Raw genomic sequence first — 16,236 nt, forward strand, 5'->3', positions numbered from 1 at the left:
GAAATTTAATGCCAAGAGTAAAAGGCGGAACTGTTACACGTAAGCGTCGTAAAAAGGTTCTTAAATTAGCAAAAGGTTATTTCGGTTCAAAACATACATTATACAAAGTAGCTAACCAGCAGGTCATGAAATCTGGAAACTATGCTTTCCGTGACCGTCGTCAGAAAAAACGTGATTTCCGTAAGCTTTGGATCACTCGTATCAACGCAGCTGCTCGCATGAACGGTCTTTCTTACAGCCGTTTAATGCACGGTCTTAAGCTTTCTGGTATCGAAGTAAACCGTAAAATGCTTGCTGATCTTGCTGTAAACGATCTTACTGCATTCAATCAGCTTGCTGATGCTGCTAAAGCTCAATTAAACAAATAATGATATAGAGCCGCTCTTAGAGAGCGGCTTTTTTATATAAAGGATGAGGCAACATGATAATTGCTGTATATCTAGTTCTGATCAATCTGTGCGGTTTTTGGGTGATGGGCGCAGATAAACGAAGAGCGCAGCGCCACAAATGGAGAATTTCTGAAGACCGGCTGTGGCTGATCGCCATCGTGTTTGGAGCGCTTGGTGTCTGGCTCGGCATGCAGACCTTCAGACATAAAACGAAGCACGCATCATTTCAATACGGTGTGCCGCTTCTTTTGGTGATTGAAGCGGTGTTGATCGGCATCTATTACAGTCCGTTTGATTTATAAAAAAGCAGAAAAGCGTTTACCGCTCTTCTGCTTTTTTTGCAAGTTTAATGGGCAGATCCCAGTCAATTTTACAATCCGGATATCGTTCCAGTACTTTTTCTTCAATATTCTCAAAATCTTTTGCGGAAAAGTTTTTTAGCTTCTCAGGAGACTCCGTCCATACAAAGATGGTGTGGATGAACAACGGATGATCCTTGGAAGGAATATGCTTTTCTCCTTCAAAAAGCACGCCTTTATACGTCAATTGAAAGTTCTTTCGGGTATTGTTCTGTTCATCGATAATATAAAAAAGTTCTTTTGATTGGGCCAGCTTCAGTCTTCTCTTTGGATTTGCGACATATTTGACCAAGGCATAAATACAGTAAGCAAATAGAGCAAGCAATAAAATCCGGAGAACCATGATAAACATTGTGTGAAGGCACCTCCCTCATTGTGATGATCTGATGTAATACGTAGAGCATAGAAAAAGGTTTCACTTTTTCTAAAAGAAGTTTGTTAAAAAAGATATACCCGCTTTTTAAGTGAAATAGTCGTATGGTTGCCGTCAGGTTTTGTATAATAATAATGCAGGACAGATGAAGGAGGTTTTTGGAATCATGGCAAAATTGGATGAAACGTTAACCATGCTGAAAGAATTAACTGATGCAAAAGGCATTCCGGGAAATGAAAGAGAAGTCAGGCAAGTGATGAAATCATACATAGAACCATTTGCTGATGAAGTGACAACTGACCGGCTTGGCAGTTTAATTGCAAAAAAAACAGGTGCGGAAAACGGTCCGAAAATTATGATTGCCGGGCATTTGGACGAAGTCGGCTTTATGGTGACACAAATCACCGATAAAGGCTTTATCCGTTTTCAAACTGTCGGCGGCTGGTGGTCTCAAGTCATGCTGGCTCAGCGTGTCACCATCGTGACGAAAAAGGGAGAGGTCACAGGTGTTATCGGATCTAAGCCACCGCACATTTTATCTGCTGAAGCGAGAAAAAAACCGGTCGATATCAAAGAGATGTTCGTTGATATCGGGGCTTCAAGCCGTGAGGAAGCATTGGAATGGGGCGTACTCCCAGGTGATATGATCGTTCCGCATTTTGAATTCACGGTCATGAACAATGAAAAATTTCTTTTAGCAAAGGCGTGGGACAACCGTATCGGCTGTGCGATCGCCATTGATGTTTTGAGGAATTTAAAAGACACAGATCATCCAAACGTTGTGTATGGCGTTGGAACTGTCCAAGAAGAAGTTGGCCTAAGAGGAGCGAAGACCTCTGCGCACACGATACAGCCTGATATTGCTTTCGGTGTTGATGTAGGAATAGCCGGAGATACGCCAGGGATTTCTGAGAAGGAAGCGCAAAGCAAAATGGGAGAAGGGCCGCAGATTATTCTGTACGATGCATCTATGGTCTCCCACAAAGGACTTCGTGACTTAGTTGTCAATACAGCAGAAGAAGCAGGCATTCCATATCAATTTGATGCGATCGCCGGCGGAGGAACTGATTCCGGGTCCATTCATTTGACAGCAAACGGTGTTCCGGCGCTGTCCATTACCATTGCAACACGATACATTCATACGCACGCTGCCATGCTGCATCGTGACGATTATGAAAACGCGGTAAAATTAATCACCGAAGTCATTAAGAAGTTAGACCGGCAAACGGTTGACGATATTACGTACCAATAAAGATACGGAAGAATCCGCTTTGTGAGGCGGATTCTATTTTTTTGTCTGTACAAATTTTGGCGGAGTGACTACAATAAAGGAGATACCGAAAAATTCCTGAATCTGATCACGTACGAGATGCAGCTCATTTGTAAGGAAAGGAGGATTCAATTTCACAATTTGTAAGCGCTTTCTAAAATAAGGGAGGTTTGAAAAAATTGAAAAAGAAAAAAGCATGGAAACGGTTCTTTCACTTTTCGAGTGCTGCTCTGACGGCGGGTTTGTTATTGACTTCCGCTTCTCCGGCATCCGCTGCATTTTGGGGAGCATCTAATGAACTGCTTCATGATCCAACGATGATCAAAGAGGGAAGCTCGTGGTACGCGTTTGGAACAGGCCTTACGGAAGAAAGGGGGCTGCGGGTTCTCAAATCGTCGGATGCTAAAAATTGGACCGTGCAAAAATCGATTTTCAGCACACCTTTATCATGGTGGTCCACTTATGTGCCGAATTACGGCCAAAACCAGTGGGCACCGGACATTCAATATTATAACGGAAAGTACTGGCTGTATTATTCAGTTTCTTCTTTCGGAAAAAATGTCTCTGCCATAGGCCTTGCTTCTTCAACAAGCATCAGCTCGGGAAGCTGGAAAGACGAAGGCCTGGTGATCAGGTCGACGAGCTCCAATAATTATAACGCCATCGACCCGGAACTCACCTTTGACAAGGATGGCAACCCGTGGCTTGCGTTCGGCTCATTTTGGAGCGGAATCAAGCTGACCAAGCTGGATAAGAACACGATGAAGCCTACCGGATCGCTTTATTCCATTGCGTCGAGACCGAGTAATAGCGGAGCGCTGGAGGCTCCTACCCTCACGTATCAAAATGGTTACTACTATTTAATGGTTTCATTTGATAAATGCTGTGACGGGGTAAATAGTACGTACAAAATTGCTTATGGGAGATCTAAAAGCATAACAGGGCCTTATCTTGATAAAAGCGGAAAAAGCATGCTGGAAGGAGGGGGCACCATCTTAGATTTCGGCAATGATCAATGGAAAGGGCCTGGAGGTCAGGATATTGTAAATGGAAACATACTTGTGCGCCATGCCTATGACGCGAAAGATAACGGCATTCCCAAGCTACTAATCAATGATTTGAATTGGAGTTCGGGCTGGCCGTCCTATTAAACTGATAAGCCGGGTGAATACCTGGCTTTTTTTTAAAAGAAAAGATTGACAGTATCCTACTGAATTACTATAATGAAGTTGTTCGTACAAATTAATGATAATTCACTAGTTTTTGTTTATTAGTACGTATCTATCAATTTAGAATTGGAAGCGTTTTATTTTATAAGAAAGGGGCAGTCAACATGCTTCAGACAAGAGATTATGAATTCTGGTTTGTAACAGGAAGCCAGCATCTATACGGAGAAGAAACGCTGCAGCTGGTAGACCAGCATGCAAAAAGCATTTGTGAGGGGCTTAGCGGCATTTCTTCCAGATATAAAATTAAGCATAAACCTGTTGTAACTTCCTCGGAAACCATCAGACAGCTGTTAAGAGAAGCGGAGTACAGTGAGACATGCGCCGGTATTATTACATGGATGCACACATTTTCTCCTGCAAAAATGTGGATAGAAGGCCTTTCCTCTTATCAAAAACCGCTTATGCATCTGCATACTCAATATAATCGCGATATTCCATGGGGTACGATTGACATGGATTTTATGAACAGCAACCAATCCGCACATGGCGACCGCGAGTACGGGTACATCAATTCCCGTATGGGGCTGAGCCGTAAAGTTGTCGCGGGCTATTGGGATGATGAAGAGGTAAAGAAAGAAATTTCTCAGTGGATGAATACGGCGGCTGCGTTAAATGAAAGCAGACATATCAAGGTTGCCAGATTCGGAGATAACATGCGCCATGTTGCAGTAACGGACGGAGACAAGGTGGGAGCGCATATCCAGTTCGGCTGGCAGGTTGACGGCTATGGCATCGGGGATCTTGTCGAAGTGATGAATGGAATTTCTGACGATGAGGTCGAAACACTCTATGCAGAGTATGACAAGCTTTATGTCATCAGCGAGGAAACGAAACGAGACGTAGCAAAGATAGCGTCCATTAAAGAACAGGCGAAAATTGAACTTGGTCTAACCGCTTTTCTTGAACAAGGCGGATACACGGCTTTTACGACTTCATTTGAAGTGCTGCACGGAATGAAACAGCTGCCTGGGCTGGCCGTTCAGAGGCTGATGGAAAAAGGCTACGGGTTCGCCGGAGAAGGTGATTGGAAGACGGCTGCTCTCGTCCGGATGATGAAAATCATGGCTGAAGGTAAAAGAACGTCCTTCATGGAAGACTATACGTACCATTTTGAACCTGGAAATGAAATGATTCTTGGCTCACACATGCTTGAGGTGTGCCCGACAGTTGCTTTGGATCAGCCGAAAATTGAAGTACATCCGCTGTCTATCGGAGGCAAGGATGACCCGGCGCGGTTTGTATTCAATGGCATCAGCGGATCAGCCATTCAAGCGAGTCTGGTTGATATCGGAGGGCGTTTCCGTCTCGTGCTCAATGAGGTAAACGGACAGAAAATCGAGAAAGATATGCCGAATCTGCCTGTCGCCCGCGTTCTCTGGAAGCCTGAGCCTTCATTAAAAACAGCGGCAGAGGCATGGATTTTAGCCGGCGGCGCACACCATACCTGCTTGTCTTACGAATTGACAGCGGAGCAATTGATGGATTGGGCGGAAATGGCGGGGGTTGAAAGTATCTTGATTTCTCGCGATACATCGATTCACAAGCTGAAACATGAATTGAAATGGAACGAGGCGCTTTACAGGCTTCAAAAGTAGAGAGGAGGATGTCACTTGGCTTACACAATAGGTGTTGATTTCGGAACATTATCAGGAAGAGCGGTGCTCGTTCACGTCAAAACTGGAGAAGAGCTGGCGGCGGCTGTCAAAGAATATCCACACGCCGTCATTGATACCGTCCTTCCCAAAACGGGTCAAAAGCTGCCGCGGGACTGGGCGCTTCAGCATCCGGCAGATTATCTGGAAGTCTTGGAAACAACGATTCCATCATTACTTGAACAGACTGGTGTTGATCCAAAAGAGATCATCGGGATCGGAATTGATTTTACGGCATGTACGATCTTGCCTGTCGACAGTGAAGGACAGCCATTATGTATGCTGCCGGAATTTGAAGAGGAGCCGCACAGCTATGTGAAGCTTTGGAAGCATCATGCCGCCCAAAAGCATGCTGATCGGCTCAATCAAATCGCCGAAGAAGAAGGAGAAGCTTTTTTACAGCGCTACGGAGGAAAGATTTCATCAGAATGGATGATTCCGAAGGTGATGCAGATTGCCGAAGAAGCGCCGCACATTTATGAAGCAGCTGATCGGATGATCGAAGCAGCTGACTGGATCGTGTATCAGCTGTGCGGCTCGCTGAAGCGAAGCAACTGCACAGCTGGTTATAAAGCGATTTGGAGTGAAAAAGCGGGATATCCTTCAGAGAATTTCTTTGAAAAACTTCACCCTGCAATGAAAACGATTACAAAAGATAAGTTAGCGGGATCGATTCACTCAGTAGGGGAAAAAGCAGGCGGGCTGACGAAAAAAATGGCACAGCTGACCGGTCTCCTTCCGGGCACAGCGGTTGCTGTTGCGAATGTTGACGCTCATGTTTCTGTTCCGGCTGTCGGTATCACAGAACCAGGAAAAATGCTGATGATTATGGGAACCTCAACATGCCACGTTCTCTTAGGAGACGAGGTAAACATTGTGCCCGGCATGTGCGGGGTTGTGGACAACGGCATCCTTCCGGGATTTGCGGGGTATGAAGCCGGACAGTCCTGTGTGGGCGATCATTTTGAATGGTTCGTGAAAACGTGTGTCCCGCAAGCCTATAAAGACGAAGCGGAGAAAAAAAATGTCAGCATTCACGAGCTGCTGAGCGAGAAGGCAAACATGCAAGCGCCGGGGGAGAGCGGCCTCCTTGCCCTGGATTGGTGGAATGGAAACCGTTCAACCCTTGTTGATGCTGATCTAACGGGGATGCTGCTTGGCATGACGCTGCTGACGAAACCCGAAGAGCTTTACCGTGCGTTAGTTGAAGCAACAGCATACGGCACAAGGATGATTATTGAAACATTTAGAGAAAGCGGAGTGCCAATTGAAGAACTTTACGCAGCTGGCGGTATTGCTGAGAAAAACCCGTTTGTCATGCAGATTTATGCGGATGTCACAAACATGGATATTAAAATCTCAGGTTCACCGCAAGCCCCTGCCTTAGGATCTGCCATTTTCGGCGCGCTTGCGGCCGGTAAAGAAAACGGCGGCTATGATGATGTCACAGAGGCAGCGGCGCACATGGGGAAACTGAAAGATATTTCATATACGCCAAATGCTGAGCATGCCGCCGTATATGAAAAGCTATACGCTGAATATAAAGAGCTTGTTCAATATTTCGGAAAAGAGAATCATGTCATGAAGCGTCTGAAAACGATAAAAAATCTTCAATTTTCATCTGCCGCACAAAAGAATTCATAAAGGGTGATGAGCATGCTTGAAACGTTAAAAAAAGAGGTGCTGGCTGCCAACCTGAAGCTTCAAGAGCATCAGCTGGTGACCTTTACGTGGGGAAATGTGAGCGGTATTGACCGTGAAAAAGAGTTAATCGTCATTAAACCGAGCGGAGTCGAATACAGCGAGCTGACAGCCGATGACTTGGTTGTTTTGAATTTGGAAGGCGAGGTCGTAGAAGGCTCGCTCAAACCTTCTTCTGATACACCCACTCATGTTTATTTGTATAACGCGTTTCCAAATATCGGCGGGATTGTCCATACCCATTCTCAATGGGCGACAAGCTGGGCGCAAGCCGGAAGGGACATACCCCCTTTAGGCACGACACATGCCGATTATTTCGACAGTGCGATTCCGTGTACACGTGAAATGTACGATGAAGAAATCATTCATGACTACGAACTGAATACAGGCAAAGTGATCGCGGAGACCTTTCAGCATCATAAATACGAGCAGGTGCCGGGCGTGCTCGTTAATAACCACGGCCCGTTCTGCTGGGGCACAGATGCCTTAAACGCCATTCATAACGCGGTGGTGTTAGAAACGGTTGCGGAAATGGCGTATCACTCTATGATGCTGAACAAGAATGTCAACCCGATCAATACTGTTCTCCACGAAAAGCACTTTTATCGAAAACACGGAGCAAATGCGTATTATGGCCAGTCATAATCCCGCAGTATCACCGGCCGGTTTTCTGATTGACTTGGACGGTACCGTATTCAGAGGAAACGAACTGATCGATGGAGCAAGAGAAGCCATCAGTACACTTCGAAATATGGGAAAGAAAATCGTCTTTTTGAGCAACCGGGGAAATATCTCCCGTGCCATGTGCAGAAAAAAACTGCTTGGTGCCGGAATAGATGCAGATGTAAACGAAATTGTCCTGTCATCAAGTGTGACAGCAGCCTTTTTAAAAAGGAACTATCGTTTTTCAAAGGTATGGGTGCTTGGAGAACAGGGCTTGATTGACGAACTGAGGCTGGCAGGCGTCCAGACAGCAGATGAACCGAAGGAGGCGGATTGGCTTGTCATCTCGCTTCATGAAACACTCACCTACGAAGACTTGAATCAAGCCTTTAAAGCGGCCGCCGCAGGCGCTCGTATAATTGCCACGAACAAAGACCGCTATTTTCCTAATGAGGAGGGGAATGCCATCGACGTCGCCGGAATGATAGGGGCGATAGAAGCTTCTGCTCAGGCGAAGACGGAGCTTGTCGTCGGAAAGCCATCGTGGCTGATGGCGGAGGCTGCCTGTACTGCGCTGGGGCTTTCTGCACATGAATGTATGATTATAGGGGACAGCATTGAATCTGATATCGCAATGGGAAAGCTGTATGGCATGAAGAGCGTTTTAGTGCTGACTGGTTCAGCGAAACCGGGAGAACAGCGTTTGTATACGCCGGATTATGTACTGGAGTCCATTAAGGATGTAACCAAACTGGCTGAGGAGGGGATTCTGCTATGAATCATATCGCAGCTGACGTTCAGCGTGCTTTTGAACACGCGGGGGAGATGACATTTCCTGTAGAAGTAGAAGAAATTGTTCTAGAAAAACAAGCAGCCGATCGGTTGTTGGATTATGTAAAAAGAAAGAATGATCAGCGTATCGTCCTTGTCTGTGATCGGAATACGCACCGCATAGCGGGGATCGAGTTAGAAGACCGCTTGATAAAGGAAGGGCTTCAGGCGGAGTGTCTGATCATTCCGGAAAATGAAGCAGGAGATGTGGCGGCAGATGAACGGTCACTCATTCATGTGCTGGTCCATACGAAAAAATCAACAGATATCATGATCGCAGTCGGTTCGGGGACTATCCATGATATCGTGCGTTTTGCCGCCTTCCAGAGGGGGCTGCCGTTTATTTCTTATCCGACCGCCCCATCCGTTGACGGATTTACATCAGCCGGTGCGCCCATTATTTTATACGGTACGAAAACCACCATCCAAACGAAGGCCCCGTCCGCGCTGTTCGCTGATCTTGACATCTTAAAATCGGCGCCGCAGCCTATGGTGGCGGCTGGATTTGGGGATATGCTAGGCAAAATGACGTCTCTGGCTGATTGGAACATTTCTCATCAGCTCGCTGGTGAGCCATATTCATCAACAGGCGCAAAGCTCGTACAAGAAGCACTTGATGCCTGTATCGAACACGCTGAAGACATTGCGATGAAAACGGAAACGGGCATCCGGGTCCTGATGGAGTCCTTGATTGTATCAGGACTTGTCATGCTGGCTTTGGATCATTCCCGTCCTGCTTCAGGAGGGGAGCATCATATTTCCCATTGGATTGAGATGGAATTAATGGAGAAAAAACGGCCTCAGATTCTCCATGGGGCAAAAGTGGGCTGTGCGGCCGTTTTATTGACTGACACGTACAGAAAGCTGATCCAAGCCGAAGGGCTGAACGAATTTTCTCCGCGTCAGCGGGAAGTCATTCAATCGGCTTATGAAACGCTGCCGGAAGGAAAAAAGCTGGCCGGCTGGCTGAAATCTGCCGGAGGCCCCGCGTATTTTGACGAAATCGGTGTCGGGCAGGATTCCGTCAAAAATGCCTTCAGACACGCACACACCTTAAGAGACCGCTGCACCGGATTAAGACTCATCAATGAAAACAAAACGCTTGTCAATCATGGTCTTTATGAATAGCCCGCACCTCGAATGGAAGGGGTAACATAGATGAAAAAGATGACTGTCTGTTTTCTTGCGCTCATGATGGTTTTGACATTATTTATCGCTGGGTGTTCAGCGGAACGGTCATCCGGTAAACCGGGTGAAACGGAGCTGACTTTTTGGACATTTAACGGACTTCATGAGCAGTTTTATGTGGAAATGGTGAAAGAGTGGAACAAGAAATATCCTGACCGTCAAATTAAACTGAATACGGTCGTCTATCCGTATGGCCAAATGCACGATAATCTGTCGATTTCCTTAATCGCCGGGGAAGGCGTGCCTGACATTGCAGATGTAGAATTGGCCCGGTTTTCAAACTTTCTGAAGGGCACCGATGTACCGCTTGCCGATTTGTCCCCGCTTATTGAAAAAGACCGGGATAAATTCGTAGAGGCGCGTCTTACGCTGTACAGCAAAAACGGCAAGCTATACGGACTGGATACTCATGTAGGAACGACAGTTATGTTCTATAACATGGATATTATGAAAAAAGCCGGCATCAACCCGGATGATATGAAAACATGGGATGATTACCGCAAAGCCGGACAGAAAGTGCGCAAAGCGACCGGAAAGCCAATGGGAACAGTGGAAACAAATGATTCAGCAACATTTTTATCTATGATTTCACAGCAAAACTCAGGGTATTTTGATAAAAACGGAAAGCTGATCCTGAATAATGACACCAACGTAAAAACGCTTCAGTATTTAAAAGACCTGATTAATGATAAAACAATGATCGCTGCACCAGGCGGCGGGCATCACAGTGAAGAATATTACGGTTTTATGAACCAAGGCGGAGCGGCTTCTGTTCTGATGCCGATTTGGTATATGGGAAGATTCATAGATTATATGCCTGATCTGAAAGGGAAGATTGCCATTCGGCCGCTTCCGGCATGGAAAGAAGGAGGCGACCGTTCAGCAGGTTTGGGCGGCACAGCCACCGTTGTGCCAAAGCAGGCCAAACATGTCGAATTAGCGAAAGAGTTTCTCGCCTTTGCGAAGGGTTCTGAAGAAGGAAACAAAAAGCTTTGGAGTGTGCTCGGGTTCGATCCGCTTCGCTGGGATGTCTGGAGCTCCAAGGAATTGAAAGAGAAAAACCAATACACGGATTACTTCCAAAACGGAACAGGCATTTTTTCTGTGCTGCTCGATATCAAGGATGAAATCAATCCGATTTATTTACATGAGGATTTTGCCAAGGCTTCAGACCTTGTCAACAGAAGCGTATTATTCGACGCGCTCAAATCTCAGCAAAAGACGCCAAAACAAGCCTTGGACAGAGCGGCAGGTGAACTGAAACAGAAATAGAATCCCATTCAAAAAGTGAAAGCGGGGAGGTTCTCATGAAACCTGTGAAAACGGGAACGGCTCATCCCGTTCCTTCGGCTGCGAAAGAATCAGGCTGGCGAGGTATTTTTTATTCGAAAAAAGCGGCGCCTTATCTGTTTACAGCGCCATTTGTTTTATCCTTTCTTGTTTTTTTTCTATACCCCATCATTAGTGTCTTCATCATGAGCTTTCAAAGAATATTGCCTGGAGAGGTGACGTTTGTCGGGTTATCCAATTACACCGCTCTTAACAACCCGACGTTTTATACCGCCCTTTTTAATACGCTGGAATATACGTTTTGGACGCTGATTGTGCTGATTCCAGTTCCATTGCTGTTAGCCATATTCTTGAATTCGAAACTGGTCAAATTCAGAAACATTTTCAAATCAGCGTTATTTATACCTGCACTGACTTCTACCATTGTGGCTGGAATCATTTTCCGGCTGATTTTTGGAGAGATGGAAACATCTTTAGCCAATTCGATTTTATTGAAACTCGGCTTTTCACCGCAGAACTGGATGAACAATGAACATACCGGCATGTTTTTGATGGTGCTGCTTGCTTCGTGGAGATGGATGGGAATTAACATCCTTTACTTTTTGGCCGGACTGCAAAATGTGCCGAAAGAGCTGTACGAAGCCGCTGATATTGACGGAGCAAATACGATGAAAAAATTTATGCACATTACGCTGCCGTTTCTGAAGCCTGTATCCGTCTACGTTTTAACCATCAGCATCATTGGAGGGTTCAGGATGTTTGAGGAAAGCTACGTCCTTTGGCAAAATAATTCCCCGGGTAATATCGGCCTGACGCTTGTCGGATATTTGTATCAGCAGGGCCTTGCTTACAATGAAATGGGATACGGGGCGGCCATCGGCATTGTCCTTTTGATTGTCATACTTGTTGTCAGCCTGATTTCATTAAAACTGTCAGGCTCGTTTAAGGGGGAGGGGTAAATGTTGCAGCACAGTCCTCAGTTTCGGGTGTACAGAATCGCGCTTACTTTATTTTTTATCATGCTGAGCCTGTTGTATATTTTCCCGATTTTCTGTCTGCTTTTAGGATCATTAAAGCCGTCATCTGAGCTTTTGCGGGTGGGGCTGAATGTTGACATTGATCCAAAAGTGATGAGTCTTGATAACTATACATTTTTGTTTAACGGCGGCAGCATTTATTTTAAATGGTTTTTTAACAGCCTTGTGCTCGGTCTATTAACGACAGTGCTTACTCTGTTTTTCTCGTCGATGATCGGATACGGGCTAGCGGTTTATGAATTTAAAGGCAGAAATATCATCTTTGTTCTTGTGCTGATTATTATGATGGTTCCGCTGGAAGTGATGATGCTCCCGTTGTTTAAGCTTACAGTCGGACTGCATTTGATCGATTCGTATACGGGTGTCATTTTGCCGTTTATCGTTTCGCCGGTAGCTGTTTTCTTTTTCCGGCAATATGCACTCGGCCTTCCGAAAGATCTGCTGGATTCAGCAAGGATGGACGGATGTACGGAATTTGGCATTTTTTTCAGAATTATGGCGCCTCTGATGAAACCGGCATTCGGAGCGATGATTATTCTCCAGTCTTTAAACAGCTGGAACAACTTCTTATGGCCCTTGATTGTGCTTCGGTCGAAAGAAATGTTTACGCTTCCAATCGGGCTGTCCAGCTTGCTTAGCCCTTACGGAAACAACTATGACATGCTCATATCCGGCTCAGTATTTGCCATTTTGCCGGTGATTATCATTTTCTTGTTTTTCCAAAAGTACTTTATCTCCGGCCTGACAGTAGGCGGAGTCAAAGGATAATGAAGGAGGAAACGTATAATGAAAAAAGCGAGAGTGATTGTGGACAAAGAATATAAAATTGGTGAAGTCGACAAACGGATTTACGGGTCGTTCATCGAGCATATGGGGCGTGCTGTATACGAAGGCATATATGAACCTGATCATCCTCAGGCTGATGAAAACGGGTTTCGCAAGGATGTCCAGGCGTTAATCAAGGAATTGCAGGTTCCGATCATCCGCTATCCGGGCGGAAACTTTTTATCAGGGTATAATTGGGAGGACGGCGTCGGACCTGTTGAGAACCGCCCGAGACGCCTTGACTTGGCATGGCAAACGACAGAAACCAATGAAGTGGGAACGAATGAATTTTTAACTTGGGCAAAAAAGGTGAACACAGAAGTCAATATGGCTGTTAACCTCGGCACGAGAGGGATAGATGCTGCCCGCAATCTCGTAGAATACTGCAACCATCCGAAAGGCTCTTACTGGAGTGATTTGAGAAGATCGCATGGCTATGAGCAGCCGTACGGCATCAAAACGTGGTGCCTGGGTAACGAAATGGATGGCCCGTGGCAGATCGGCCACAAAACAGCTGACGAATACGGACGGCTTGCCGCGGAGACGGCAAAGGTCATGAAATGGGTTGACCCATCAATTGAACTTGTTGCCTGCGGCAGCTCAAACAGCGGCATGCCGACCTTTATCGATTGGGAAGCAAAGGTGCTGGAGCATACGTACGAGCATGTCGACTATATTTCTCTCCATACGTATTACGGAAACCGGGATAACAATCTGCCAAACTATCTGGCTCGTTCAATGGATCTCGATCATTTTATTAAATCTGTTGCTGCAACCTGTGACTATGTAAAAGCAAAAACACGCAGCAAGAAAACAATCAATCTCTCTCTGGACGAATGGAATGTATGGTATCACTCAAATGAAGCTGATAAAAAAGTAGAACCGTGGATTACTGCGCGGCCTATTTTAGAAGATATTTATAACTTTGAAGATGCCTTATTGGTGGGCTCATTGCTCATTACGATGCTGCAGCACGCAGACCGTGTGAAAATCGCGTGTCTTGCACAGCTTGTAAATGTCATCGCGCCAATCATGACGGAAAAAGGCGGAGAAGCATGGAGACAGCCGATTTTTTATCCGTACATGCATGCTTCTGTCTACGGCCGAGGAGAGTCGCTGCAACCGCTTATTTCTTCACCGAAGTATGACTGCGCTGATTTTACTGATGTGCCGTATGTTGATGCCGCTGTTGTGTACTCCGAAGAGGAAGAAACACTGACGATTTTTGCGGTAAACAAAGCTGAGGATCAGATGGAGACGGAGATTTCGCTCAGAGGCTTTGAATCGTATCAAATCGCAGAGCACATCGTACTTGAGCATCAGGACATCAAAGCGACAAACCAGCATAACAGAAAAAATGTCGTCCCGCATTCCAACGGAACATCGTCTGTCAGCGAAAACGGCTTAACTGCACATTTCACGCCGCTTTCATGGAATGTGATCCGTCTGCAAAAACAATCATAATAGCAACATGAGCCGGAGATCTGTCTCCGGTTTTTTATTTTTTCTTAGTAAATATGATTCAGTACCTTGTAATGTTCAGTAGTGGATGTTACCATGTGAGGGATGGTGGAAAATATAAACAAAATTACGGGCCGCAGGGAGGATTTGATCATGAATGCTCAATTTAAAAAGGGAGCATTAGAGTTATGTGTGCTTGTATGTATTGCTGAAAAAGACCAATACGGATATGAGCTGTCTCAAAACATTTCCCGGTATATGGCTATTGCTGAAGGCACCTTATATCCTCTTCTAAGAAGACTGACGAAAGAGGAGTATTTAGAAACATATATGGCTCCGTCTTCTGAAGGGCCTGCCAGAAAATATTACACGTTGTCAAAGCTTGGTGTCATGCGAATGAAATTGCTGCTGGCAGAATGGGATCAGTTCACAGCATCCGTCAACCAAATCATTGATGCGGCAAGGGGAGGAGAACGATGAACCAAGAACAGTTTTTACAGGAGTTAAGCAAAGCGTTAAAGCCGCTTTCTGAAGAAGAGCGGAATGAGATCTTATTTGATTTTGAGGAACATATTACCGAAGGGATGAAAGAAGGCAGGCCGGAAGCGAACATTATCAGGGAACTCGGCTCCCCAAAACAAATTGCAAAGGAATTGGTGCCAGATGTGACGGAAACTGCTCCAGCAGTGCAGCGCCCTAAGAAGAACCTCTTCCAGATGGCATGTTCAGCAGCAGCGATAAGCATCTTGAATTTGATTTTTGTGCTGGGACCAGCTATTGGCATTTTTGGAGTGTACGTAGGTTTCTGCGGGGCAGCGCTTGCACTCTCTGTATCACCAATTATGTTTGTCGGCATGGTGATGTTTCAAATGAATACGCACATGATGCTGGAGTTCTTTTTATCACTCATGTTTGGCAGTCTGGGACTGCTATCTTGTATAGGGCTGTGGCATATAGGAAAGCTGCTGTATAGCGTGAGTTTACGATATATCAGATATAATTTAAAGCTGGTGACGGGGGCGCAGACATGAAAAAAATCATAATAGGATTGATCGCAGTATTTGCAGTCGGGGTAATCGGAGCTGTCATCTCTGCAGCTGCCTCGGATTTTACAAATGAAGAGGTGAAAGCTGCCGAAACTTATGATCCTGCAGATATTAAAAAAATTGAGGTAGCAACGAGCTCGATGAATGCAGAGGTCAAAAGCGGGCAAACGGATGATATTCAGGTAGCTGCTGAAGGACAAGTCAGTGATAAAAGCAAAAAGCTGTTCGATGTGACCCAAGATGGCAAATCATTAACAATCAATCAAATAGCACGCGAGAATATCATCTCTTTTATACCGTGGGGCAGCGAAAAGGATATGAAAATCACAATCACGATTCCGAAAAAGAAGTATGATGAGATAACCGTAACGACAACCTCTGGCGATATTCTGATAGAAAATGCGCAAACGGATCAATCAGCTGCTGACTCTACATCAGGAAATATTGAGCTGAAGCATACACGCATCGAAAACGAGCTGACGCTAAAAACAACGAGCGGAGATGTTCAAGCTGATCAAAATTCATTCGGCCAAGGTGAGGTAAAGACAACAAGCGGATCAATAAAAAGCAGCCACACAACAGCTGAAAAGGTGAACTATAAGACAACTTCCGGGGATATTGATCTTCTTCAGGATCATCAGAACGAAGAGGTCGACATCGTCACTACGAGCGGAAGTGTGTCAGTAGGGTATCAGAAAGAACCTGCATCTTTGGCAGTGGATTTTCAGGCTGACTCAGGTGATGCTGCGGTCAATCTCGACCACATCCTGTATAAAGAAAAGACAGAGCACCGTGTTGTAGGTTATGTAGGTAATAGCCCCTCTAACCATTTAAAAGTTCGTACAACCTCTGGAGACATTGAACTAAACTAACTGCCTCAAGCCGGCCCACTCCAGCCGGCTTTTTTGAATAGGAAAAAATG

General features: G+C 45.5%; 17 protein-coding genes. 16 read left to right on the plus strand and 1 reads right to left on the minus strand.

What is annotated here, in order from left to right; translation table 11 throughout:
- Positions 1 to 8: 8 nt before the first annotated feature.
- Both rplT and DIC78_RS17155 read left to right on the plus strand, forming a co-directional pair.
- Complete coding sequence (rplT, locus tag DIC78_RS17150; RefSeq protein ID WP_003222420.1) at positions 9 to 368, plus strand: 50S ribosomal protein L20; 360 nt, start codon at positions 9 to 11, stop codon at positions 366 to 368.
- A 53-nt stretch (positions 369 to 421) separates the two neighbouring features.
- Complete coding sequence (locus DIC78_RS17155; protein WP_127696661.1) at positions 422 to 691, plus strand: DUF1294 domain-containing protein; 270 nt, start codon at positions 422 to 424, stop codon at positions 689 to 691.
- A gap of 16 nt (positions 692 to 707) precedes the next feature.
- Here the strand turns inward: DIC78_RS17155 and ysdB are convergent, their stop codons facing one another.
- Positions 708 to 1,100 carry a sigma W pathway protein YsdB gene (gene ysdB / locus DIC78_RS17160; RefSeq protein ID WP_024122432.1) on the minus strand — a complete coding sequence of 131 codons (393 nt, stop codon included), beginning with the start codon at positions 1,098 to 1,100 and terminating at the stop codon, positions 708 to 710.
- 187 nt (positions 1,101 to 1,287) lie between these two features.
- On the opposite strand from ysdB, the gene DIC78_RS17165 reads away from it, so the two are divergent.
- The 14 genes from DIC78_RS17165 to DIC78_RS17230 all read left to right on the plus strand — a co-directional run bounded on the left by DIC78_RS17165 (position 1,288) and on the right by DIC78_RS17230 (position 16,186).
- On the plus strand, positions 1,288 to 2,373 hold the full coding sequence (locus DIC78_RS17165; RefSeq protein ID WP_024122431.1) for a M42 family metallopeptidase: 1,086 nt from the start codon (positions 1,288 to 1,290) through the stop codon (positions 2,371 to 2,373).
- A gap of 197 nt (positions 2,374 to 2,570) precedes the next feature.
- On the plus strand, positions 2,571 to 3,542 hold the full coding sequence (abnA, locus tag DIC78_RS17170) for an arabinan endo-1,5-alpha-L-arabinosidase AbnA (RefSeq protein WP_127696662.1): 972 nt from the start codon (positions 2,571 to 2,573) through the stop codon (positions 3,540 to 3,542).
- 182 nt (positions 3,543 to 3,724) lie between these two features.
- Positions 3,725 to 5,215, plus strand: a complete 1,491-nt coding sequence (gene araA / locus DIC78_RS17175; protein WP_127696663.1) for an L-arabinose isomerase — start codon at positions 3,725 to 3,727, stop codon at positions 5,213 to 5,215.
- Between the two features lie 15 nt (positions 5,216 to 5,230).
- On the plus strand, positions 5,231 to 6,916 hold the full coding sequence (araB, locus tag DIC78_RS17180) for a ribulokinase (protein ID WP_127696664.1): 1,686 nt from the start codon (positions 5,231 to 5,233) through the stop codon (positions 6,914 to 6,916).
- A gap of 12 nt (positions 6,917 to 6,928) precedes the next feature.
- Entirely contained in the window at positions 6,929 to 7,618 is a 690-nt protein-coding gene (gene araD, locus DIC78_RS17185; RefSeq protein ID WP_024122427.1) for an L-ribulose-5-phosphate 4-epimerase, read from the plus strand.
- A complete protein-coding gene (locus DIC78_RS17190) occupies positions 7,596 to 8,414 on the plus strand; it encodes a sugar-phosphatase AraL (protein ID WP_127696665.1) in 819 nt (272 codons plus the stop codon). Before araD ends, DIC78_RS17190 begins: the two co-directional genes overlap by 23 nt.
- Positions 8,411 to 9,595, plus strand: a complete 1,185-nt coding sequence (gene egsA, locus DIC78_RS17195; protein WP_127696666.1) for a sn-glycerol-1-phosphate dehydrogenase — start codon at positions 8,411 to 8,413, stop codon at positions 9,593 to 9,595. Before DIC78_RS17190 ends, egsA begins: the two co-directional genes overlap by 4 nt.
- 30 nt (positions 9,596 to 9,625) lie before the next feature.
- Positions 9,626 to 10,927 carry an arabinooligosaccharides ABC transporter substrate-binding protein AraN gene (locus tag DIC78_RS17200; protein ID WP_127696667.1) on the plus strand — a complete coding sequence of 434 codons (1,302 nt, stop codon included), beginning with the start codon at positions 9,626 to 9,628 and terminating at the stop codon, positions 10,925 to 10,927.
- A gap of 35 nt (positions 10,928 to 10,962) precedes the next feature.
- The gene (locus DIC78_RS17205) at positions 10,963 to 11,904 is read left to right on the plus strand and encodes an arabinooligosaccharides ABC transporter permease AraP (protein WP_010335239.1); all 942 of its coding nucleotides are present in this window, start codon (positions 10,963 to 10,965) and stop codon (positions 11,902 to 11,904) included.
- A complete protein-coding gene (araQ, locus tag DIC78_RS17210; protein WP_044153972.1) occupies positions 11,905 to 12,750 on the plus strand; it encodes an arabinooligosaccharides ABC transporter permease AraQ in 846 nt (281 codons plus the stop codon).
- 18 nt (positions 12,751 to 12,768) lie between these two features.
- Entirely contained in the window at positions 12,769 to 14,271 is a 1,503-nt protein-coding gene (abfA, locus tag DIC78_RS17215; RefSeq protein ID WP_127696668.1) for an alpha-L-arabinofuranosidase AbfA, read from the plus strand.
- Positions 14,272 to 14,421: 150 nt separating this feature from the next.
- Entirely contained in the window at positions 14,422 to 14,748 is a 327-nt protein-coding gene (locus DIC78_RS17220) for a PadR family transcriptional regulator (protein WP_024122421.1), read from the plus strand.
- The gene (locus tag DIC78_RS17225; RefSeq protein WP_099043322.1) at positions 14,745 to 15,299 is read left to right on the plus strand and encodes an HAAS signaling domain-containing protein; all 555 of its coding nucleotides are present in this window, start codon (positions 14,745 to 14,747) and stop codon (positions 15,297 to 15,299) included. Before DIC78_RS17220 ends, DIC78_RS17225 begins: the two co-directional genes overlap by 4 nt.
- Positions 15,296 to 16,186 (plus strand): DUF4097 family beta strand repeat-containing protein, encoded by an 891-nt coding sequence (locus tag DIC78_RS17230; protein WP_127696669.1) that lies wholly within the window; start codon positions 15,296 to 15,298, stop codon positions 16,184 to 16,186. The genes DIC78_RS17225 and DIC78_RS17230 overlap by 4 nt, the downstream gene beginning before the upstream one ends.
- Positions 16,187 to 16,236: the final 50 nt, after the last annotated feature.

The organism is Bacillus halotolerans (assembly GCF_004006435.1).
In the GTDB taxonomy this organism is placed as follows: Bacteria; Bacillota; Bacilli; order Bacillales; family Bacillaceae; genus Bacillus; species Bacillus halotolerans.